Origin of the sequence: Micromonospora sp. URMC 106, assembly GCF_051386395.1 — a bacterium.
GTDB lineage: Bacteria > Actinomycetota > Actinomycetes > Mycobacteriales > Micromonosporaceae > Micromonospora.
In genome coordinates, this window is the sequence record NZ_JBPQTP010000061.1 from 1 (window position 1) to 24,827 (window position 24,827).

Sequence of the window (24,827 nt, forward strand, 5' to 3'; positions counted from 1 at the left end):
GCTGGTGGGGGTATGGCGGTGGGTGCGGCTGGGGAGCAGTTGAGTCGGCGGGGGTTGCCGGGGATGTCGCCGGAGTTGGCGGTGGTGGCGTTGCAGCGGGTGTTGGATGAGGGTGCGGCGCAGGTGGTGGTGGCGGATGTGCGGTGGGATCGGTTTGTGTCGTCGTTCACGGCGATGCGGCCGAGTCGTCTCTTCACCGAGATCCCCGAGGCCCGGCCCGGACAGGGCGACAGGACGCCGAAGGGCGACGACGACGGCGCGGCGTCGGCGCTGCGGGAGCGGCTGGCCGCCGCCTCCGAACCGGAGCGCGACCGCATCCTGCTCGACCTCGTCCGCGGCACCGCCGCGGCGGTGCTCGGCCACGCCACGCCCCGCGCGATCAGACCCGGCCGCGGCTTCCTCGAACTGGGCTTCGACTCGCTCACCGCGGTCGAGCTGCGCAACCGGCTGACCGCCGAGACCGGCCTCGCGCTGCCCAGCACGCTCGTCTTCGACCACCCCACGCCGACCGCGCTCGCCAATCACCTGCGGGCCGAGTTGACGCCCGACCAGCCGGAACTGCCGATCGTGGCGGAGATCGAGCGCCTCGACCAGCTCCTCGGCGGGCTGCCCGGCGGCCAGCTCGACGACGCGGTCATCGGCCGGCTGGAGGACCTGGTGGCCCGCTGGCGGGGGCGGTCCGCGCCCGCGCCCGCGCCGGCCGCCGGGGAGGAGCTGCAGTCGGCGAGCCGGGAGGAGCTGTTCGACATCATCCAGCGGGAGTTCGGCAAGTCCTGAGCAGGTGTCGCCCGAGGCGGGCGGAGCGCGGCCGGTGCCGCGACGGGCACGGGCGGCGGCACGCCGGGAGCGGTGACCTGCCGATGCCGGCATGGGCAGGTCACCGCCGCCTAGGGGTGCGCGGCGGCTGTCTAGGGGTGTGCCCGCGCGGGTCCGGCTCCGTAGGGTCGGAGCCCGTCAGGCCGTCCCGTGCTGCCCAGCGGCAGCCCGGACGGTGCGGATGTGTGGGTGCGCGCGGTACCCCGGATGGACGGGAGGTCCGGGTGGCCGGATCGGGCCTGCCTCAGTTGCTCGCCGTCAGCGACCTGCACGTGGTCTACGCGGAGAACCGGGCCATCGTCGAGCGGCTGCGGCCGGAGGGCGACGGCGACTGGCTGATCGTCGCCGGTGACGTCGGGGAGTTCGTCAGCGACATCGAGTGGGCCCTCGGACTGCTCAGCCGACGCTTCGCCAAGGTGGTCTGGGCCCCCGGCAACCACGAGCTCTGGACCCCCCGGGAGGACCCGGTCCAGCTACGCGGCGACGAGCGCTACCAGCACCTGGTGGAACTGTGCCGCGGTCTCGGGGTGGTCACCCCGGAGGACCCGTACCCGGTCTGGGACCCGCGGGGCGACGACCCCGTGCTGATCGCCCCGCTGTTCCTGCTCTACGACTACACCTTCCGGCCCCCCGGGACGTACACCAAGGAGCAGGCCCTGGCGCGCGCCCACGAGGTGGGCGTGGTCTGCACCGACGAGATCCTGCTGCACCCGGACCCGTACCCGACGCGGGACGCCTGGTGCCGGGCGCGGCTGGCCCTGACCGAGCGCCGGCTCGTCGCGGAACGGGGTGGCCTCCCGACCGTCCTGGTCAACCACTTCCCGCTCGTACGCGAACCCACCCGGATCCTGCGGTACCCGGAGTTCGCGCAGTGGTGCGGCACCGAGGCCACCGCGGACTGGCACGTCCGCTTCGACGCCCGCGTCGCCGTCTACGGTCACCTGCACATCCCGCGCACCACCTGGTACGACGGCGTCCGGTTCGAAGAGGTCTCGGTGGGCTACCCGCGGGAGTGGCGGCGCCGCTCGACGCCCCCGGGACGGCTGCGCCGCATCCTGCCGGCGGCCGTCGGCCACCCCGCCTGACCGGCCGCCGGGATGCGGGCCGACGTTCACTTCCCGGCGCGCCGCGGCGGCCCTCCCGGACCCGGCGATCAGGGGTTCTCTAGGGGTTGGGGACGCCATTGGCGCTCAGTAGCGTCCACTCACGGTGGCGGGCATGTGCCGGCAGGGGCTCCGGCGTGACGGCGCCTGAGCAGGCACGGAAACGGAATTCGGCACAGGGGATCGGGTGCGTGCGCCGGACGGCCGCGTCCCCGTCCAGCTGGGCACGAAGCCGGGCCGTCGGCGGTGGTGTGGTCAGCGAATCGGCAGATTCCGATCGATAGCAAGCTCTGGGCGGGTGGGTCATGGCGGACGAAGACAAGCTCCTCGAACACCTGAAGTGGGTGACCTCCGAGCTCCGCCTGGCGCGCCGGCGGCTGAGCGAGCTGGAGAACGAGGACGCGGAGCCGATCGCGATCGTCGGCATGGCCTGCCGCTTCCCCGGCGGGGTCGCCTCGCCGGAGGACCTCTGGGACCTGGTCGCGGGTGGGATCGACGCCACCGGCACGTTCCCCGACGACCGGGGCTGGGACCTCGACGGGCTCTACGACCCGGATCCCGACCACCCCGGCACCACCTACAGCAACCGGGGCGGCTTCCTGCGCGACGCCGGCCTGTTCGACCCGACCCTGTTCGGGATCTCGCCGCGCGAGGCGTTGGCCATGGACCCGCAGCAGCGGCTGCTGCTGGAGGTCACCTGGGAGCTCTTCGAGCGGGCCGGCATCGACGCCACGTCGGTGCGGGGCAGCCGCACCGGCGTGTTCGTCGGCACGGCGGGGCAGGACTACACGTCCGTGCTGCGGCAGCTGCCCGAGGGCGCGGAGGGCTACGTCCTCACCGGCACCGCGGCGAGCGTCATGTCCGGTCGGCTGGCGTACTCCTTCGGGCTGGAGGGGCCCGCCGTCACGATCGACACCGCGTGCTCGTCCTCGCTGGTCGCGCTGCACCTCGCCGGCCAGGCCCTGCGGGACGGGGAGTGCTCCCTCGCCGTGGCCGGCGGCGTCACCGTGCTGGCCACGCCCGGCGCCTTCGTCGAGTTCTCCCGGCAGCGCGGGCTCGCCTCCGACGGCCGGTGCAAGGCGTTCTCCGCCGACGCCGACGGGACCGGCTGGTCCGAGGGCGTCGCCATGCTGCTGGTCGAGAAGCTCTCCGACGCCCGGCGCAACGGTCACCCCGTCTTGGCGGTGATCCGGGGCAGCGCCGTGAACCAGGACGGCGCCAGCAGCGGCCTGACCGCCCCCAACGGCCCCGCCCAGCAGCGGGTCATCCGGCAGGCGCTGGAGAACGCCCGGCTCGCGCCGTCCGACGTGGACGTCGTGGAGGCGCACGGTACGGGCACCCGGCTCGGCGACCCCATCGAGGCGCAGGCGCTGCTGGCCACGTACGGCCAGGGTCGGCCCGCCGACCGGCCGCTGTGGCTGGGGTCGCTGAAGTCGAACATCGGCCACCCGCAGGCCGCAGCCGGGGCCGGCGGCGTCATCAAGATGGTGCTGGCGATGCGGCACGGCGTGCTGCCGCCCACCCTGCACGTGGACCGGCCGTCCCCGCACGTCGACTGGTCGACGGGGGCGGTGTCGCTGCTCGACGAGGCGCGCCCCTGGCCGGGCGGCGACCACGTCCGGCGGGCCGCCGTCTCGTCCTTCGGCATGAGCGGCACGAACGCCCACCTGATCCTGGAGCAGGCCCCGAGCCCGGAACCCGCCGCCGACGAGGCCGCCCCGGCCCGCCGGCCCGCCGTCGCGCCGGTGCTGCTCTCCGCCGCGCAGCCGGCCGCGCTGTCCGGCCAGGCGGACCGGTGGGCCCGCTGGCTGGGCGACGACGAGAGGTTGGACCCGGTCGACGTGGCCTGGTCGTCGGCGGTGTCCCGGTCGACGCTCGACCAGCGCGCCGTGGTGCTCGCGGAGGACCGCGCGGGCCTGCTCGCCGGCCTGGCCGCCCTGGCGGCGGGGGAGCCGTCGGGCGCGGTGGTCACCGGCCGGGCCGGGGACCGGGGCCCGCTGGCGGTGCTCTTCTCCGGCCAGGGCGCGCAGCGCGCCGGCATGGGCCGGGAGCTGTACGGGGCGTTCCCGGTCTTCGCCGCCGCGCTCGACGAGGCGTGCGGGCACCTGGACCGGGTGCTGCCGCGGCCGCTGCGGGAGGTGCTGTTCGCCGAGGCGGGCACCCCCGAGGCGGAACTGCTGGACCAGACCGTGTTCACCCAGGCCGGGCTGTTCGCCGTCGAGGTGGCCCTGTTCCGGCTGGTCGAGTCGTTCGGGGTCGTGCCGGACTTCGTGGGCGGTCACTCGGTCGGTGAGATCGCGGCCGCGCACGTGGCCGGGGTGCTGTCCCTGGAGGACGCCTGCCTGCTGGTGGCGGCGCGGGGTCGGCTGATGCAGGCGCTGCCCGAGGGCGGCGGGATGTTGGCCGTGGCGGCGGACGAGGCCGCGGTGGTCGAGTCGATCGCCGGTCTGACCGACCGGCTGGGGATCGCGGCGGTCAACGGGCCGACGTCGGTCGTGGTGTCCGGCGCCGTCGAAGCCCTCGACGAGGTGGAGCGGGCCTGGCGGGAGCGGGGTGCGCGGACCCGCCGGCTGACGGTGAGCCACGCGTTCCACAGCCCGCTGATGGAGCCGATGCTGGAGCGGTTCCGCGGCCTCGTGGCGCGGCTGACCATCGCCGCGCCCGTGCTGCCGTTGGTGTCGAACGTGACCGGGACGCTCGCCGACGCCGAGGAGATCCGCAGCCCGGAGTACTGGGTGCGGCACGTCCGCGAGGCGGTGCGCTACGCCGACGGCATCGCCGCCCTGCGGAACGCCGGGGCGGACACGTTCCTGGAGGTCGGCCCGCAGAGCGTGTTGACCGCGATGACCGCGGACATCCTGCCCGACGACGACGCCGTGCTGGCCGTCGCCGCCCAGCGGCGCGACCGACCCGAGGCGCACGCGCTGCTGCACGCCCTGGCCGAGCTGCACGTGCACGGCGTGCCGGTCACCTGGCGGCAGTGGTTCGCCGACACCGGGGCGCGGCGGGTCGACCTGCCCACGTACGCGTTCCAGCGGGAGCGGTTCTGGCCCGAGGTGGTGCCGTGGCGGGCCGGCGACGTGTCGGGCGCCGGCCTGGGCGTGGCGGGACACCCGCTGCTCGGCGCGGCGGTGCGTCTCGCCGGCGACGACGAGGTGGTGCTGACCGGCCGGCTGTCGGTGTCGACGCACCCGTGGCTGGCCGATCACGTGGTCGGCGGTGCCGTGGTGGTGCCGGGGACCGCGCTGGTGGAGCTGGCGGTGCGGGCCGGTGACGAGGTGGGCGCGTCGCGGGTCGGCGAGCTGACCGTGGCCGCGCCGCTGGTGCTGCCCGAGTCCGGCGCGGTACGCGTGCAGGTGCGCGTCGGCGCGGCCGACGGGGCCGGCGTCCGGTCGGTGGCCGTGCACTCCCAGCCCGAGGAGGACGGCGACGCCGAGTGGGTGCGGCACGCCGACGGGGTGCTGGAGCCGATGTCGGCCGGCGAGCCGGCCGTCGGGCCGTGGCCGCCGGTGGACGCGGCCGAGGTGGACCTGGATGGCTGGTATCCGAAGCTGGCGGAGCACGGCCTGTCGTACGGGCCGGTGTTCCAGGGCGTGCGGCGCGTCTGGTCGGCCGGCGGCGAGGTGTACGCCGAGGTGACCCTGCCCGACGAGGCGGCCGGGGACGCGACGGCGTTCGGGGTGCACCCGGCGCTGCTGGACGCCGCGATGCACCCGGTGGCACTGCTGCTCGCCGCCGAGCCGGCGGGCGGGCCGCGGGTGCCGTTCGCGTTCGAAGGTGTGCAGGTGCACGCCTCCGGTGCCAGGACGCTGCGGGTGCGGCTGACCCGCGACGGGTCCGGGGTGCGGCTGGTCGCCTGCGACGGCTCCGGCGCGCCGGTCGTGTCGGTGGACTCCCTGGTGCTGCGGGAGATGACGGGGGTGGCGGCCCAGGGCGCCGCCGCCCGGTCGCTGTTCGACGTGGCGTGGCAGGCCGAGCGGATCGCCGGAATCGACGACGTCGCGGGGTGGGCGGTGCTGGGCCGCTCCGCGCCGGCCGCGCTGCCGGAGCTGCCGGTCCACCCCGACGTGGCGGCGCTGGCGGCGAGCGGGGCCTCGGCCCGGCAGGTGCTGCTGGCGGTGCCGGCCGGCGACCCCGGCGTCGCCGTTCCGGACGCCGTGCGGGCGGTCACCAACGACGTCCTGGACGTGCTGCGGTCCTGGCTCGCCGCCGACGAGCTGGCGGACGCGAAGCTGGTGGTGGTGACCCGGGGCGCGGTGACCGCCGGCGACGACGACCGGGTCACCGACCTGGCCGGCGCGGCGGTGTGGGGCCTGCTGCGCTCCGCGCAGTCCGAGCACCCGGGGCGGATCGTCCTCGCCGACATCGCCGGCGAGCTGGACCGGGAGACCCTCGCCGTGCTGGCCGGGGCCGCGGTCGACCCGTCGGTCTCCGGCGGCCAACTCGCCGTGCGGGGCGACCGGACCCTCGTGCCGAGGCTGGTGCGGCCGGCGGGCGACGAGCTGACGCCGCCGTCGTCCGGACCGTGGCACCTGGCCGCCGTCGCGCCCGGCACCCTGGACGGGATCGGCATGGTGCCCGCCACGGCCGTCGCGCTGGACGCGGGCCAGGTGCGCATCGCCGTGCGCGCGGCGGGGGTGAATTTCCGCGACGTGCTGATCGGGCTGGGCATGTACCCGGACCCGTCGGCGGTGATGGGCAGCGAGGGCGCGGGCGTGGTGGTCGAGGTCGGTCCCGGCGTGACCGACCTGGCGCCCGGCGACCGGGTGATGGGCATGTTCGAGCTCGGGTTCGGCCCGCAGGCGGTCGCCCACCGGCAGCGGGTCGCGAAGATGCCCGCCGGCTGGTCCTTCACCCAGGCGGCGTCGGTGCCCCTGGTCTTCCTGACCGCCTACTACGCGCTGCGCGACCTCGCCGGCCTGCGGGCCGGCGAGTCGGTGCTCGTCCACAACGGGGCGGGTGGGGTCGGCATGGCCGCCATCCAGCTCGCCCACCACCTCGGCGCCACCGTCCACGCCACGGCGAGTCCGGGCAAGTGGGGCGTGCTGCGCGGGCTGGGGGTGGCCGAGGAGCGGATCGCGTCGTCGCGGACCACCGAGTTCGAGCAGACCTTCGGCTCGGTCACCGGTGGCGCCGGCGTGGACGTGGTGCTGGACGCGCTGGCCGGTGAGTTCGTCGACGCGTCGCTGCGGCTGCTGCCGCGCGGCGGCCGGTTCGTGGAGATGGGCAAGGCCGACGTCCGCGACTCGGACGTGGTCGCCGCCCGGCACCCGGGCGTCGCCTACCGCGCGTTCGACCTCAACGAGGCGGGCAGCGCCCGGATCGGGGAGATGCTCACCGAGGTGCTTGCCCTGTTCGAGCAGGGCGCGCTGCGGCCGCTGCCGGTGCGGGTGTGGGACGTGCGTCAGGCCCGGCAGGCGCTGCGGTACGTCAGCCAGGCCCGCCACGTCGGCAAGGTGGTGCTGCGCATCCCCGCCCCGGTCGACCCCGAGGGCACCGTACTGGTGACCGGCGCCGCCGGGACGCTGGCCGGCGTGGTCGCCCGGCACCTCGTCGCCACCGGCCAGGCCCGGCATGTGCTGCTGGCCTCCCGCCGCCACCCCGACCAGGCCGGCGGCGACTACGCCACCCTGGTCCGCGACCTCACCGACGCCGGCGCCGACGTCACCGCCGTGGCGGTCGACGTCAGCGACCCCGCGCAGGTCACCGAGCTGATCGCCGGGGTTGACCCGGCGCACCCGCTGACGGCCGTGGTGCACACCGCCGGGGTGATCGCGGACGCGACCGTCGCTTCGCTGGACGAGCAGGCGCTGCGTACGGTGCTGGCGCCGAAGGTGGACGCGGGTTGGGCGTTGCACGAGGCGACCCGGCACCTGGACCTGGCGGCGTTCGTGGTGTTCTCCTCGGTGGCGGCCACGCTGGGCTCGCCGGGGCAGGGCAACTACGCGGCGGCCAACGCGTTCCTCGACGCGCTGGCCCGGCACCGCCGGCAGGAGGGCCTGCCCGCCACGAGCATCGCCTGGGGCATGTGGGCCGCCGCCAGCGCGATGACCGCGCACCTCGACGGGGACGACCGGCAGCGGCTGCGGCGGGTCGGGATGAGCGCCCTCTCCCCGGCCGAAGGCGCCGAACTCTTCGACGCGGCCCTCCCGTCGGCCTCGCCGGTCGTCGTCGCGGCCCGGCTCCAGGTCACCGGCGACACCAGCGCAGTGCCGCCGCTGCTGCGGCAGCTGCTGCGCGGCGCCGGCCGGCGGCGGACGGCCACCGACCAGCCGACCGCCGGGGCGTCCTGGCGGGACCGGCTGGGCGGCCTGCCCGAGGCGGACGCCCGGCAGGCGCTGGTCGACCTGGTCTGCGGACAGGCCGCGACCGTGCTGGGCCACGCCTCGGCGCAGGCGGTCTCCGCCGCCCGGGCCTTCAAGGACCTCGGATTCGACTCGCTGACCTCCGTCGAGCTGCGCAACCGGCTGGGCGCCGCCACCGGGCTGCGGCTCTCCGCCACGCTGGCCTTCGACCACCCCACCCCCGCGCGGCTGGCCGACCACCTGTTCCAGCAGCTCGGCCAGGCCACCGGCGCCGGCCCGACGGTCCGTACCGCCGCCGGCGGCGACGCCGACGAGCCGATCGCCATCATCGGCATGGCCTGCCGCTACCCCGGCGGCGTCGCCACCCCCGAGCAGCTGTGGCAGCTCGTCACCTCCGGAGCCGACGCGATCGGCGGGTTCCCCACCGACCGCGGCTGGGACCTCGACCGGCTGTACGGCACGGACGGCGACCAGGCCGGCGGCACCGTCACCGACCAGGGCGGGTTCCTCTACGACGCGGCCGACTTCGACGCCGGCTTCTTCAACATCAGTCCCCGCGAGGCCCTCGCGATGGACCCGCAGCAGCGGCTGCTGCTGGAGACCGCCTGGGAGAGCTTCGAGTACGCCGGCATCGACCCCACCGGGGTGACCGGCACCGCCACCGGGGTCTTCGTCGGCGCCGCCTCCTCCGGCTACGCCAGCAGCGGACGCGACGACCTGGACGGCCTCGAGGGGCACCTGCTGACCGGTACGGCGGGCAGCGTCGCCTCCGGGCGGGTCGCCTACACCTTCGGCCTCGAAGGCCCGGCCGTCACCGTCGACACCGCCTGCTCCTCGTCCCTGGTGGCGCTGCACCTCGCCGCGCAGGCGCTGCGCGGCGGCGAGTGCGACCTGGCGCTCGCCGGCGGGGTGGCGCTGATGGCGCAGCCCGGCATGTTCTCCGAGTTCTCCCGGCAGGGCGGGCTGGCCCCGGACGGGCGGTGCAAGGCGTTCGCCGCCGCGGCGGACGGCACCGGCTGGTCCGAGGGCGTGGGGATGTTGCTGGTGGAGCGTCTCTCCGATGCCCGGCGCAACGGGCACCGCGTGCTCGCCGTGGTCCGGGGCAGCGCCGTCAACCAGGACGGCGCGTCCAACGGACTGACCGCCCCGAACGGTCCGTCACAGCAGCGGGTGATCCGGCAGGCCCTGGCCAACGCCCGGCTCGCCACGACCGACGTGGACGCCGTCGAGGCGCACGGCACCGGCACCACCCTCGGCGACCCGATCGAGGCCCAGGCGCTGCTGGCCACCTACGGCCGGGACCGCGACGGCGGGGAGCCGCTCTGGCTCGGGTCGGTCAAGTCGAACATCGGCCACGCCCAGGCGGCGGCCGGCGTCGCCGGCGTGATCAAGATGGTGCTGGCGATGCGGCACGGCGTGCTGCCGCCCACCCTGCACGTGGACGAGCCGTCGCCGCACGTCGACTGGTCGGCGGGTGCGGTCGCCCTGCTCACCGAGGCGCGGCCGTGGCCGGCCGTGAACCGGCCCCGCCGCGCGGCGGTGTCGTCGTTCGGCATCAGCGGCACCAACGCGCACACCATCATCGAACAGGCGCCCGACGAGCCCGCCCCCGTGCTGACGCCCCCGCCGGCGGAGGACCTCCCCGGCCTGGTCGGGGCCGCCGCCGTGCCGCTGCTGGTCTCCGGCCGCAGCCCCCGCGCCCTGCGGGAGCAGGCCGCCCGCCTCGGCGAGCGACTCGCCGACGACGCCGACCTGGACCTGCGCGACCTCGGGTACTCCCTGGCCACCCGGCGGGCCCACCACGCGTACCGCGCTGTCGCCGTGGCCGGCGACCGGAACGAGGCCGTCACCCGGCTGGCCGCGCTCGCCGCGGCCGACGGCGCGCCGAGCGGCGCGGACGCGACGCCGAAGGTCGTCTTCGTCTTCCCCGGCCAGGGCTCGCAGTGGGCGGGCATGGCGCTGGACCTGATGGAGACCTCGCCGGTCTTCCGGCGGCGGATGCGGGAGTGCGCGGACGAGCTGTCCCGGCACGTCGACTGGTCCCTGGAGGACGTGCTCCGGGAGGCGCCCGGCGCGCCGTCGCTGGACCGGGTGGACGTGGTCCAGCCCGTGCTCTTCTCCGTCATGGTGTCCCTCGCGCAGCTCTGGCGCTCGTGCGGCGTCGTACCGGCCGCCGTCGTCGGGCACTCGCAGGGGGAGATCGCCGCGGCCTGCGCCGCCGGCGCGCTGACCCTCGCGGACGCGGTGCGGCTCGTCGTGGCGCGCAGCCGCGGCCTGCTGGCGATCGCCGGCCGGGGCGGCATGGTCTCCGTCCCGCTCCCCGCCGCCGACACCGAGCGGCTGATCTCGCCGTGGCAGGGGAAGCTCTCCGTCGCCGCTCTCAACGGCGCCGCCGTGACCGTGGTCGCCGGCGACTCCGCGTCGGTCGCCGAACTGCTCGCGCACTGCGCCGAGCGGGACATCCGGGCCCGCCAGATCGCCGTCGACTACGCCGCGCACAGCGGCCACGTCGACGCCGTACGCGAGGACCTGGTGACCGCCCTCGGCACCGTCGAGCCCCGGTCCACCACGGTGGCCTTCCACTCGACGGTCACCGGGGAGCCCGTCGACACCGCCGAACTCGACGCGGACTACTGGTACCGCAACGTGCGGGAGCCCGTCCGGCTGGCGCCGGTCGTGGACCGGCTGATCGACCAGGGCTTCCGGGTCTTCGTCGAGGTCAGCCCGCATCCCGTGCTGAAGGTGGCCGTCCAGGAGGCGCTGGAGCGGGCCACCGGCGGCATCGGGGCGGGCGTGGTGGTGGGATCGCTGCGCCGCGACGAGAGCGGGCCGCACCAGCTCCTGACCAACCTCGGCGAGCTGCACGTCGCCGGGGTGTCCGTGGACTGGGCGACGGTCTTCGCCGGCTGCGGCGCCGGCCCGGTCGACCTGCCCACGTACGCCTTCCAGCGGGAGCGGTTCTGGCCGGCGGTCGACCGGTCGGCGGCCGGTGACGTGTCCGGCGCGGGCCTCGGCGCCGCCGGGCACGGGCTGCTCGGCGCGGCCGTGCGCCTGGCCGGCGACGACGAGGTGGTGCTGACCGGCCGGCTGTCCGTGTCGACGCACCCGTGGCTGGCCGATCACGTGGTCGGCGGCGCCGTGGTGCTGCCGGGGACCGCGCTGGTGGAGCTGGCGGTGCGGGCCGGTGACGAGGTGGGCGCGTCGCGGGTCGGCGAGCTGACCGTGGCCGCGCCGCTGGTGCTGCCCGAGTCCGGCGCGGTACGCGTGCAGGTGCGCGTCGGCGCGGCCGACGGCTCCGGCGCCCGGTCGGTGGCCGTGCACTCCCAGCCCGACGGCGATCCGGAGGCCGAGTGGGTGCGGCACGCCGACGGCGTGCTGGAGCAGGCCGCCGACGAGCCGGCGGTGGGCCCCTGGCCGCCCGTCGGGATGGCCGAGGTCGACCTCGCCGGCTGGTACCCGGCCCTGGCGGAGCGTGGCCTGACCTACGGCCCGGCGTTCCGGGGCCTGCGCCGCCTGTGGAGCGGCGGCGACGAGGCGTACGCCGAGGTCGCCCTGCCGGACGACGCGGCCGTCGACGCCGCCGGCTTCGCCGTGCACCCGGCGCTGCTGGACGCCGCGCTGCACCCCGTCGGGCTGCTGCTGACCGAGCGGTCCGGCGGACCGCGGGTGCCCTTCGCGTTCGAGGGCGTGCAGGTGCACGCCTCCGGCGCCCGGACGCTGCGCGTGCGGCTGACCCGGGTGGGCTCCCGGGTGCGGCTGGTGGCCGGCGACGAGTCGGGCGCGCCGGTGGTGTCCGTGGAGTCGCTCGCGCTGCGGGAGATGACCGACGCCGCCGGCGCGGAGACCGCGGAGCGGTCGCTGTTCGAGGTGACCTGGCAGCCCGAGCAGGTCACCCCCGCCCGGGACGTCTCCGGCTGGGTCCTCCTCGGCGACGGGGACACGCCGGCGGGCCTGTCCACGCCGGTGTTCCCCACCGTCGACGACCTGACCGCCGCGGTCGCGGCCGGATCGGTCGAGGCGCCCCGCGCGCTGGTGCTCCCGGTCGCCCCGGACGCGCCGGACGGCGCACTGCCCGACCTGGTGCGCGCGACCACCGCCCGGGTACTGCACGTGGTGCGCTCCTGGCTGGCCATCGAGGCACTGGCCGACACGACGCTGGTGGTGCTGACCCGCGGCGCCGTGGTCGCCGCGCCCGCCGACGCGGTGCGGGACCTGGCCGGCGCGGCGGTGTGGGGCCTGCTGCGCTCCGCGCAGTCCGAGCACCCGGGGCGGATCGTCCTCGCCGACGTCGACGGCGAGCTGACCCCGGCGACCCTGGCGGTGCTCGCCGGCGTGGCCGACGACCCGTCGGCCACGGGCGGTCAGGTGGCGGTGCGCGGCGACGAGGTGCGCACCCCGCGCCTGGGCCGGCCCACCGGCCCCGTCGCCGAGGAACTGGTCCCGCCCGCCGGGCTGTGGCGGGTCGGCGCGGTGAGCCCCGGCACCCTGGACGGGATCGGCATGGTGCCCGCCACGGCCGTCGCGCTGGACGCGGGCCAGGTGCGCATCGCCGTCCGCGCGGCGGGGGTGAATTTCCGCGACGTGCTGATCGGGCTGGGCATGTACCCGGACCCGTCGGCGGTGATGGGCAGCGAGGGCGCGGGCGTGGTGGTCGAGGTCGGCCCCGGCGTCACCGACCTGGCGCCCGGCGACCGCGTGCTGGGCATGTTCGAGCCCGCCTTCGCCCCCGAGGTGATCGCCACCCGCGAACTCGTCGCGAAGATCCCCGCCGGCTGGTCCTTCGCGCAGGCCGCCTCCGTGCCGGTCGTCTTCCTGACCGCCTACTACGCGCTGCGCGACCTCGCCGGCCTGCGGGCCGGCGAGTCGGTGCTCATCCACAACGGGGCGGGTGGGGTCGGCATGGCCGCCATCCAGCTCGCCCGGCACTGGGGCGCGACGGTGTTCGCCACGGCCAGCCCCGGCAAGTGGGGCGTGCTGCGCGGGCTGGGGGTGGCCGACGAGCGGATCGCGTCGTCGCGGACCACCGAGTTCGAGCAGACCTTCGGCTCGGTCACCGGTGGCGCCGGCGTGGACGTGGTGCTGGACGCGCTGGCCGGTGAGTTCGTCGACGCGTCGCTGCGGCTGCTGCCGCGCGGCGGCCGGTTCGTGGAGATGGGCAAGGCCGACCTGCGCGACCCCGACGTGGTCGCCGCCCGGCACCCGGGCGTCACCTACCGCGCGTTCGACCTCAACGAGGCCGGACACCGGCGCATCGGCGAGATGCTCACCGAGGTGCTTGCCCTCTTCGAACAGGGCGCACTGCGGCCGCTGCCGGTGCGTGCCTGGGACGTGCGCCAGGCCCGGCAGGCGCTGCGGCACATCAGCCAGGCCCGCCACATCGGCAAGGTCGTCCTGCGGGTACCGGCGCCGGCCGACGCGGACGGCACCGTGCTGATCACCGGCGCCGGCGGCGCCCTCGCCGGCGTGTTCGCCCGCCACCTCGTCGCCACCGGCCAGGCCAAGCACCTGCTGCTGGCCTCCCGTCGCGACCCCGAGCACTACCGGGACCTGGTCGAGGAACTGACCCGCGCGGGCGCCCGGGTCACCGTCGGCACCGCCGACGTGACCGACCCCGCGCAGGTGACGCGCCTGCTGGAACTGGTCGACCCGGCGCACCCGCTGACCGCGGTGCTCCACACCGCCGGGGTGATCGCGGACGCGACCGTCGCCTCGCTGGACGAGCAGGCGCTGCGTACGGTGCTGGCGCCGAAGGTGGACGCGGGTTGGGCGTTGCACGAGGCGACCCGGCACCTGGACCTGGCGGCGTTCGTGGTGTTCTCCTCGGTGGCGGCCACGCTGGGCTCGCCGGGGCAGGGCAACTACGCGGCGGCCAACGCGTTCCTCGACGCGCTGGCCCGGCACCGCCGGCAGGAGGGCCTGCCCGCCACCAGCCTCGCCTGGGGACTCTGGGCCGCCAGCAGCGCCATGACCGCCCACCTCGGCGGCAACGAGCACCGCAGGGCCATTCGCGCCACCAGCGCCCCCCTGACCGACCAGCAGGGCGTGGCGCTCTTCGAGCTGGCGCGGCAGCGCGACGCCGCCCACCTCGTACTCATGAACCTGCCGCCGGCGGCGTCACGGCCGACCGGTCAGACCGTGCCCAGCCTGTTGCGGGACCTGATCCGCACCACCGGGCCGGCCCGGCGCGCGGTCGGCCGCGGCCCGGCGGACACCGCGTCGGTGCGGGACCGGCTGGCGACGCTCAGCCCCGCCGAGCGGCGCGGTCACCTGCTCGATCTGGTGGCCGCCAGCGTGGCCGCCGTGCTCGGACACCGCTCGGCCGAGAGCGTCGACGCCCACCGCCCCTTCAAGGAACTGGGCTTCGACTCGCTCACCTCGGTGGAACTGCGCAACCGGCTGTCCGCCGCGACCGGGCTGCGGCTGCCCGCGACCGTGGCGTTCGACTACCCGGCCCCCGTCGTGCTCGCCGAGTTCCTCGACCAGGAACTGGGCGGCGCGGCGGCCACCCGGCTGACGGAGGCCGGCCCGGCCGCCGCGCCCGACGAACCCATCGCCATCATCGGCATGGCCTGCCGGTTCCCCGGCGACGTGCAGACCCCCGAGCAGCTCTGGGAACTGGTCACCGCCGGCGCCGACGTCATCTCGCCCTTCCCGACTGACCGGGGCTGGGACCTGGACGACCTGCGCGCCAGCGGCGGGGACGCCACGTCCGTACCCCGCCAGGGCGGCTTCCTCCACGACGCCGCCCAGTTCGACGCCGCCTTCTTCGGGATCTCGCCCCGGGAGGCCCTCGCGATGGACCCGCAGCAGCGGCTGCTGCTGGAGACGTCCTGGGAGGCCTTCGAACGGGCCGGTATCGACCCCCACTCGGCGCGGGGCAGCAGCACCGGCGTCTACGTCGGGCTCATCTACCACGACTACGCCTCCCAGGCCGCCGGGACCACCGACGAGCTGGACGGCCACGTCGGCAACGGCAGCGCGGGCAGCGTCGCCTCGGGCCGGATCTCCTACCTGTTCGGGCTGGAGGGCCCCGCGGTCACCGTCGACACCGCCTGCTCGTCGTCCCTGGTGGCGCTGCACCTCGCCGCCCAGGCGCTGCGGCAGGACGAGTGCCGGCTCGCCCTCGCCGGCGGGGTGAGCGTCATGTCCACCCCCGGCATGCTCACCGAGTTCTCCCGGCAGCGTGGGCTGTCGCCCGACGGGCGGTGCAAGGCGTTCGGCGCGGGCGCCGACGGCACCGGCTTCGCCGAGGGCGTCGGCATGCTCCTGCTGGAGCGCCTCTCCGACGCGCAGCGCAACGGCCACCGCGTCCTCGCCGTCGTCCGCGGCAGCGCGGTGAACCAGGACGGCGCCAGCAGCGGCCTGACCGCGCCGAACGGGCCCGCCCAGCAGCGGGTGATCCGGCAGGCCCTGGCCAACGCCCGGCTCGCCACGACCGACGTGGACGCCGTCGAGGCGCACGGCACCGGCACCGCGCTGGGCGACCCGATCGAGGCGCAGGCGCTGCTGGCCACGTACGGGCAGGGCCGGCCGCAGGACCGGCCGCTGTGGTTGGGGTCGGTCAAGTCGAACATCGGCCACGCCCAGGCGGCGGCCGGCGTCGCCGGCGTGATCAAGATGGTGCTGGCGATGCGGCACGGCGTGCTGCCGCCCACCCTGCACGTGGACGAGCCGTCGCCGCACGTCGACTGGTCGGCGGGGGCGGTCGCCCTGCTCACCGAGGCGCGGCCGTGGCCGGCCGTGGACCGGCCCCGCCGCGCGGCGGTGTCGTCGTTCGGCATCAGCGGCACCAACGCGCACACCATCATCGAACAGGCGCCGGAGCCCGCCCCGCCGGCCGACCCGCCCGCCGCGACGGCCCCCGACGGCCCCGTCGCCTGCGTCCTCTCGGCCCGCGACGACACCGCCCTGCGCGAACAGGCGCGCCGGCTGCGCGCCCTGGTGCGCGACGAGCCCGACCTGACCGTCGCCGACATCGCCCGGGCGCTCGCCACCGGCCGGAGCGCCTTCGAACACCGCGCGGTGCTGCTGCCCCGCGACCGCGACGACCTGCTCGCCGCCCTCGACGCGCTGGCCGACGACCAGCCCTCGGCCGCCGTAGTCCACGGCGTGGCCCGGGGCGGGCGGACCGCCGTCCTCTTCTCCGGTCAGGGCGCGCAGCGCCCCGGCATGGGCCGCGAGCTGTACGACGCCTTCCCGGCCTTCGCCGCCGCGCTCGACGAGGTGTGCGGGCACCTGGACCCGCACCTGCCCCGCCCGCTGCGCGAGGTGCTGTTCGCCGAGGCGGGCACCCCGGCGGCGGAGCTGCTGGACCAGACGGCGTTCACCCAGGCCGGGCTGTTCGCCGTCGAGGTGGCCCTGTTCCGGCTGGTCGAGTCGTTCGGCGTGCGGCCCGACCTGGTGGCCGGGCACTCCATCGGCGAGGTGGCCGCCGCGTACGTCGCCGGCCTGTTCAGCCTGGCCGACGCGTGCGCGCTGGTCGCGGCGCGCGGCCGGCTCATGCAGGCCCTGCCCGCCGGCGGCGGGATGCTCGCCGTCGGCGCCGACGAGCCGGCCGTCGTGGCGTCGCTGGCCGGGCTCACCGACCGCGTCGGCGTCGCGGCGGTCAACGCGCCGGCCGCCGTGGTGGTCTCCGGGGACGCCCGCGCGCTCGACGAGCTGGAGCGGACCTGGCGGGAGCGGGGCGTACGCACCCGCCGGCTCAACGTCAGCCACGCGTTCCACAGCCCGCTGATGGAGCCGATGCTGGCCGAGTTCCGGCAGGCGCTCGACGCGCTGACGTTCCACTGGCCGGTCCTGCCGATCGTGTCGAACCTGACCGGGCAGGTCGCGGACCCCGACGAGATCGGCACCCCCGACTACTGGGTCCGGCACGTCCGCGGGACCGTCCGGTTCGCCGACGGGGTCGCCAGCCTCCGCGAGCGCAACGTCCGCACCTTCCTCGAACTGGGCCCCGACGCGGTGCTCGCCGGCATGGCGCGCGCCTGCCTGCCGGACGACGAAGCCACCCCGCCGGCGGCCGTCGTGGCGACGCTGCGCCCGAACCGGCCCGAACCGGTGTCGCTGGTGACCGCGCTGGCCGAGCTGCACGCACACGGCGTGCCGGTCACCTGGACCACCCTCCTGCCGGCCGGCGTGACGCGCCCGGTCGACCTGCCGACGTACCCGTTCCAGCGGCAGCGCTTCTGGCCGGCCGTCGGCCGGCTGCGGGCCGGTGACGTCACCGGCGCCGGCCTCGGCGTGGCCGGGCACGGGCTGCTCGGCGCGGCCGTGGACCTGGCCGGCGACGACGAGATGGTGCTGACCGGCCGGCTCTCCCTGGCCACGCATCCGTGGCTGGCGGACCACGTGGTCTCCGGCGTGACGCTGGTCCCCGGTACCGCGCTGGTGGAGCTGGCCGTGCGGGCCGGCGACGAGGTGGAGCTGCCCCGGCTGCGCGACCTGACGGTGCTCGTGCCGCTGGTGCTCCCCGAGACCGGCGGCGTGCGGATCCAGGTCCGGGTGTCGGCGGCGGAGACGCCGCAGCGCCCCGTCGCCGTCTACTCGCGCCCCGACGACGACCCCGAGGCGGGCTGGACGCGGCACGCGGAGGGCGTGCTGGAGCCGGCGACGGCCGACGAGCCGAGGACGGGCGCCTGGCCCCCGGCCGACGCCGCCGAGGTGGACCTGGCCGGCTGGTACCCGGCGCTGGTCGAGCACGGCCTGGCGTACGGGCCGGCGTTCCAGGGCCTGCGCCGCGTGTGGACCGCCGCCGACGACGTGTACGCCGAGGTGGTCCTGCCCGACGACGCGGCGGCGGAGGCGGCCCGGTTCGGTGTGCACCCGGCGCTGCTGGACGCGGCCCTGCACCCGATCGGGCTGCTGCCCGGGTCGGACGAGTCGAGCGGCCCGCGGGTGCCGTTCGCGTTCGAGGGCGTGCAGGTGCACGCCTCGGGCGCGGGAGTGCTGCGGGTGCGGTTGACCCGCAACGGTTCCGGCGTGCGGCTGACGGCGTGCGACGAGGCGGGCGCGCCGGTGGTGTCGGTCGAGTCCCTCGTCCTGCGGGAGCTGACCGGGGTGACCGCCGCGAGCGCGGCGTCCCGCTCGCTGTTCGAGGTGGTCTGGCAGGCCGACGAGGTCGACCCGGTCGACGACGCGTCGGGCTGGGCGGTGCTGGGCGGACCGGCCCTGCCGGGCGTCCCCGGCGGTCCCTCCGCCGAGACGATCAGGCAGCTTCGCGCCGCGATCGACGCCGGCATCGCGCCGCCGCGCCTGCTGCTGTTCACGCCGGCCGGATCGGACGCCGACGGGGCCGACCCGGCGCGGACCGTCCGCACGATGACCGCCGACGTGCTGGGCCTCGTGCAGGCCTGGCTGGCGGCCGACGTCCTGGCGGACTCGAAGCTGGTGGTGGTCACCCGGGGCGCCGTGTCCGTCGGGAACGACGACCGGGTCACCGACCTGGCCGGTGCGGCGGTGTGGGGTCTGCTGCGGTCGGCGCAGTCGGAGCACCCGGGGCGCATCGTCCTGGCCGACGTCGACGCCGGCGTGGACCCCGGCGTGCTGGGCATCCTGGCCCGGTTCGCCGCCGACCCGGCCGGCGGCCAGCTGGCCGTTCGCTCCGGCGAGGTGCTCGTGCCGCGTCTGGTGCGGTCCGTCGTGCCCGCGTCGGTGGACGGTGCCGTGGTGGGCGAGGGCACGGTGCTCGTCACCGGTGGTACCGGTGCGCTCGGCGCGTTGGTGGCGGAGCATCTGGTGTCGTCGTACGGGGTGCGGTCGCTGGTGCTGGCGTCGCGGCAGGGGCCGGCGGCTGCGGGCGCGGAAGAGTTGGCGGGGCGGCTGTCGGGTCTGGGTGCCGCCGTGCGGGTGGTGGCGTGTGACGTGACGGACCGGGATCAGGTGTTCGGCCTGGTCGGTGAGGTGACCGCGGCCGGTCGGTTGGCGGGTGTGGTGCACACGGCGGGTGTGTTGGACGACGGTGTGATCGAGCGGGTCACCGATGAGCGTCTTGCCGGGGTGTTGGCGCCGAAGGTGTCGGCGGGTTGGTGGCTGCACGAGGCGACGGCGGGCCTGGATCTGGATCTGTTCGTGGTGTTCTCGTCGGTGGCGGGGGTGTTGGGTTCGCCGGGTCAGTCGGCGTATGCGGCGGGTAACGCGTTCCTGGACGGGTTGGCGGTGTGGCGGCGGCAGCTCGGGTTGCCGGGGGTGAGCCTGGCGTGGGGGATGTGGGACACCGCCGGCATGGCCGCGTCGATCGGCGGCACCGACCGCGCCCGGACGGCGCGCGCCGGCCTCCGCCCGATGAACGCCCGGACCGGCCTCGAACTGTTCGACACCGCGGTTGCGGCGGAGCGGTCGATGCTGGTGCCGGCCGTGATCGACGTACCGGCGCTGCGGGCGGCGGCCGCCGGCGCGGTGGTGCCACCCCTGCTGCGCAACCTGGTCGACGTGGCGCAGACCCGCCGCCGCGCCGGGCAGGGCGGCGGCGGCTGGGCCGACCGGCTCGCCGGCCTCAGCGCCGAGGACGGTCTCGCGCAGGTGGACCAGCTGGTGCGGGGTCTGGTCGCGCAGGTGCTCGGGCACGGCGGCGCGGAGGCGGTCCCGGCGGACCGCGCGTTCCGGGACCTGGGCTTCGACTCGCTGACCGCCGTCGAGCTGCGCAACCGGGTCAACGGCGCGACCGGCCTGCGACTCACCTCGACCCTGGTGTTCGACTACCCGTCCCCCCAGGCCCTGACGGCCCACGTGTACGCGGAACTGGTCGGTGCCCGCCGCGGCACCGCCGCCGCCGACGGGCCGACGGCCGGCGAGGCCGACGAGCCGATCGCCATCGTCGGCATGGCCTGCCGCTATCCGGGCGGAGTGGAGTCCCCCGACGAGCTGTGGACGCTGGTCAGCACCGGCGGCGAGGGGATCGGCGAGTTCCCGGCCGACCGGGGCTGGGACCTGGAGTCGCTGTACGACCCGGACCCGGAGCACACCGGCACCTCGTACACGCGGCACGGTGGCTTCCTCTACGGGGCCGCCGAGTTCGACCCCGGCTTCTTCGGCATCTCGCCCCGCGAGGCCCTCGCGATGGACCCGCAGCACCGGTTGCTGCTGGAAGCCTCGTGGGAGACCTTCGAGTCGGCGGGCCTGGACCCGACGGGTCTGCGGGGCAGCCGGACCGGCGTGTTCGCGGGCGTGATCTACCACGACTACGCGACGCGGCTCATGGAGACCCCGGACGTCGAGGGCTACGTGGGCACCGGCAACTCGGGCAGCGTGCTCTCCGGTCGGGTGGCGTACACCTTCGGCCTGGAAGGCCCGGCGGTCACCGTGGACACCGCCTGCTCGTCGAGCCTGGTGGCGCTGCATCTGGCCGTGCAGGCGCTGCGGTCGGGGGAGTGTGACCTGGCGCTGGCCGGCGGGGTGACGGTGATGGCGACGCCAAGCACGTTCGTCGAGTTCTCCCGGCAGCGGGGCCTGTCCCCGGACGGCCGGTGCAGGTCGTTCGCGGCGTCCGCGGACGGCACGAGCTGGTCCGAGGGCGTCGGCGTGCTGCTGGTGCAGCGGCTCTCCGACGCGCAGCGGGAGGGCCGGCGGATCCTGGCGGTGGTGCGCGGCAGCGCCGTCAACCAGGACGGCGCGTCGAACGGCCTGACCGCGCCGAACGGTCCGTCGCAGCAGCGGGTGATCCGGCAGGCGCTGTCCAACGCACGCCTGACCCCGGCGGACGTGGACGCGGTGGAGGCGCACGGCACGGGCACCACGTTGGGTGACCCGATCGAGGCGCAGGCGTTGTTCGCGACCTACGGGCAGGGGCGGGACGAGCCGCTCCTGCTGGGGTCGATCAAGTCGAACATCGGTCACGCCCAGGCCGCCGCGGGTGTCGCTGGTGTGATCAAGATGGTGCTGGCGATGCGGCACGGTATGGTGCCGCCGACGTTGCATGTGGACGAGCCGTCGCCGCACATCGACTGGACGGCGGGTGCGGTGGTGTTGGCGACGGAGCCGACGCCGTGGCCGGCGGTGGATCGGCCGCGTCGGGCGGCGGTGTCGTCGTTCGGCATCTCCGGCACGAACGCGCATGTGATCATCGAGCAGCCGCCGGCGGACGTCATCGAGGGCGAGGTCGTCGCCCGGGGCGTGCCGCCGGTGGTGCCGGTGCTGCTGTCCGCGCGGTCGGAGGTGGCGCTGGCCGCGCAGGCGGGCCGGTGGGCGCGGTGGCTGTCGACGGACGAGCACCTGCGCCCGCTGGATGTGGCCTTCTCGTCGGTGACCACTCGGCCGGCGCTGGAGCAGCGCGCGGTCGTGTCCGGCGCGAGCCGAGACGAGGTGTTGGCGGGTCTCGCGGCGCTGGCGGCGGGTGAGCCGGCGGGCGGTGTGGTCGCGGGCCAGGCGGGTGGCCGGGGTTCGCTGGCGTTGCTGTTCTCGGGTCAGGGGGCGCAGCGCGCGGGCATGGGTCGGGAGTTGTCGGCCGAGTTCCCGGTGTTCGCCGCCGCGCTGGACGAGGTGTGTGGGCAGTTGGATCCGTTGTTGCCGTGTCCGTTGCGGGAGGTGCTGTTCGCTGCCGAGGGTTCCGCCGAGGCGGGTCTGCTGGATCAGACGGTGTTCACGCAGGCGGGGTTGTTCGCGGTCGAGGTGGCGCTGTTCCGGCTGGTGGAGTCGTTCGGTGTCGTGCCGGACATGGTCGCGGGGCACTCGATCGGTGAGGTGACCGCCGCGTACGTCGCGGGGGTGCTGTCCCTGGGCGACGCGTGTCAGTTGGTGGCGGCGCGGGGTCGGTTGATGCAGGCGCTGCCCGAGGGTGGCGGGATGTTGGCCGTGGCGGCGGACGAGGCCGCGGTGGTCGAGTCGATCGCCGGGCTGGCCGACCGGGTCGGGATCGCGGCGGTGAACGGGCCGACGTCGGTCGTGGTGTCCGGCGCCGTCGAAGCCCTCGACGAGTTGGAGCGGACGTGGCGGGAGCGTGGTGCGCGGACCCGCCGCCTCACCGTCAGTCACGCGTTCCACAGTCCGTTGATGGAGCCGATGCTGGCGGAGTTCCGCACGGTCCTGGACGGGCTGGCCTTCGCCGCGCCGGTGCTGCCGTTGGTGTCGAACGTGACCGGTGCGCTCGCCGACGCCGAGGAGATTCGCAGCCCGGAGTACTGGGTGCGGCACGTCCGCGAGGCGGTGCGTTACGCCGACGGGGTCGCCGCCCTGCGTGCCGCCGGGGTGGACACGTTCCTGGAGGTCGGCCCGCAGAGCGTGTTGACCGCGATGGCGGCGGACATCCTGCCCGACGACGACGCCGTGTTGGCCGTCGCCGTCCAGCGCAGGGACCGGCCCGAGGCGCACGCGCTGCTGCACGCCCTGGCCGAGTTGCACGTGCACGGCGTGCCGGTGGCCTGGCGGGAGTGGTTCGCCGACACCGGCGCACGCCGGGTCGACCTGCCCACGTATGCCTTCCACCGCGAGCGCTACTGGCCCGAGCCGGCGAGCCGACCGCGGCAGACGGCGACCCACAGCGGCGACGCCGACTTCTGGGACGCGGTGGAACGGGCCGACCTGACCGCCCTCGCCGCCCAGTTCGGTGACGACGGCGCGGCCCTGGACGCCCTCACCCCGGCCCTGCCGGTCCTGTCGACCTGGCACCGGGCGCGGGCGCGCCGGGCGGTCGTGGACGGGTGGTCGTACCGGGTCGGGTGGAAGCGGACCGACCTCGCCGCCGCCCCGGCGAAGCCCGGTGTGTGGCTGCTCGTGACCGCGGTGGACGACCTGACGGACGGCACGCTGGCGGAGGCCGCCACCAAGGCCCTCGCCGCGGTCGGCGCCGACGTGGTCCGGCTGACCGTCGACCCCGTCGGCACCGACCGGGCGGACCTCACCCGCCGGCTGGCCGACGCGCTGGCCGACGGACCCGTCGCCGGCGTGCTCTCCCTGCTCGGACTCCGCAGCCAGCCGCACCCGGCCCACCCGGCCGTGCCGGTCGGGACGGCCGCCACGCTGCTGCTCGTCCAGGCGCTGCACGACGCCGGGGCGACGGCCCGGCTGTGGTGCCTGACCCGGGGCGCGGTCGGCGCCGGGGACGGCGACCCGGTGCGCGACGTCGCCCAGAGCGGCCTCTGGGGGCTGGGACGCGTGGCGAGCCTGGAGCACCCCCAGCTCTGGGGCGGCCTGGTGGACCTGCCCGACCAGGTCGACGCGACGGGCTGGGACCGGCTGGCGCGGGTGGTGACCGGCGCCGGTGACGAGGACCAGGTGGCCGTACGCCCCTCCGGGGTGTTCGTCCGTCGACTGACCCGGTCGGCACCCGCCGCGCCCGACGCGGCGGAACGCTGGCAGCCGTCCGGCACGGTGCTGATCACCGGTGGCACCGGCGCGCTCGGCGCCCACGTGGCCCGCTGGGTGGCGGCCGGCGGTGCCGCGCACGTGGTCCTGACCAGCCGCCGCGGCGAGCGGGCCGCGGGCGCGGCGGAGCTGCGGGAGGAGCTGACCGCGCAGGGCGTCCGGGTGTCGGTCGTCGCCTGCGACGTGGCCGACCGCGACCAGGTGGCGGCCCTGCTGGCGAGCCTGGACGAGGATCCCGCGCCGCTGACGGCCGTGGTGCACGCGGCGGGCGCCGGCGACGTCGGCATGATCGCCGAAACGGACCTGGCCGCCTTCGCCGGCGTGCTCGCTGGCAAGGTCGCCGGCGCGGCGCACCTGGACGAGCTGCTCGGCGACCGGCCGCTGGACGCGTTCGTGCTGTTCTCCTCCATCGCCGGGGTGTGGGGCAGCGGCGGGCAGGCGGCGTACGCGGCGGGCAACGCCTTCCTCGACGCGCTCGCGGAGCACCGGCGCGGGCGGGGCCTGGCGGCGACGTCCGTGGCCTGGGGACCGTGGGCCGACGGCGGCATGGCCACCGGCGAGGCCCGGCAGCTGCTGGCCCGGCGCGGCCTGACGGCGATGGCGCCGGCCGATGCCGTGTACGCCATGCGGCACGCCGTCGGGCAGTCCCGGGCGGCGCTGACCGTGGCGGACGTCGACTGGGCGGTCTTCGCCCCGGCGTACGCCTCGGCCCGCCCCCGACCGCTGCTCGACGACATCGCCGAGGCCCGGGAGGCGCTCCACGCCCACAGCGGTGAGCAGCCGGGCGGCGCCGCCGACGGGCTCCGGGAGCACCTGCTCACCCTGCCCCGCCCCGAGCAACTCCGGCACCTGGTCGACCTGGTGCGTACCCACGCCGCCGCCGTGCTCGGCCACCAGGGCACCGACCGGGTCAAGCCGCAGCGCGCGTTCAAGGAACTCGGGTTCGACTCGCTGACGGCGGTCGAGCTGCGCAACCGGCTGACCGCGGCGACCGGCCTGTCGCTGCCCGCCACCCTCGTCTTCGACTACCCCCACCCGGCCGTCCTCGCCGAGCACCTGCTCGACGGGCTGGTGCCCGAGGCGCGGCGGGCGGACGACGGCGACCCGGCGGAGGCGGCCGTGCGGCAGGCGCTCGCGACCATCCCGCTGGCCCGCATCCGCGAGGCCGGCCTGCTGGACCTGCTGCTCACCCTCACCGACGCCGACAGCGGCGGCGACGAGTCCACCGACGAGGCCCTCGACCTCGACGAGATGGACGCCGACACCCTCGTCAGGCTGGCGCTTGACGGAACCGATTCCTGACCGTTGT

3 protein-coding genes are annotated in these 24,827 nt (G+C 76.2%); all 3 read left to right on the plus strand.

All coding sequences use genetic code 11. The features are described from left to right. Positions 1–63: 63 nt before the first annotated feature. Positions 64–777: a phosphopantetheine-binding protein gene (locus ACSNOB_RS19220; RefSeq protein ID WP_436687901.1), complete on the plus strand. Its 714-nt coding sequence runs from the start codon at positions 64–66 to the stop codon at positions 775–777. A gap of 263 nt (positions 778–1,040) precedes the next feature. Beyond that, positions 1,041–1,901 (plus strand): metallophosphoesterase family protein, encoded by an 861-nt coding sequence (locus tag ACSNOB_RS19225; RefSeq protein WP_436687902.1) that lies wholly within the window; start codon positions 1,041–1,043, stop codon positions 1,899–1,901. Between the two features lie 323 nt (positions 1,902–2,224). Further along, entirely contained in the window at positions 2,225–24,820 is a 22,596-nt protein-coding gene (locus tag ACSNOB_RS19230; protein ID WP_436687903.1) for a type I polyketide synthase, read from the plus strand. Positions 24,821–24,827: the final 7 nt, after the last annotated feature.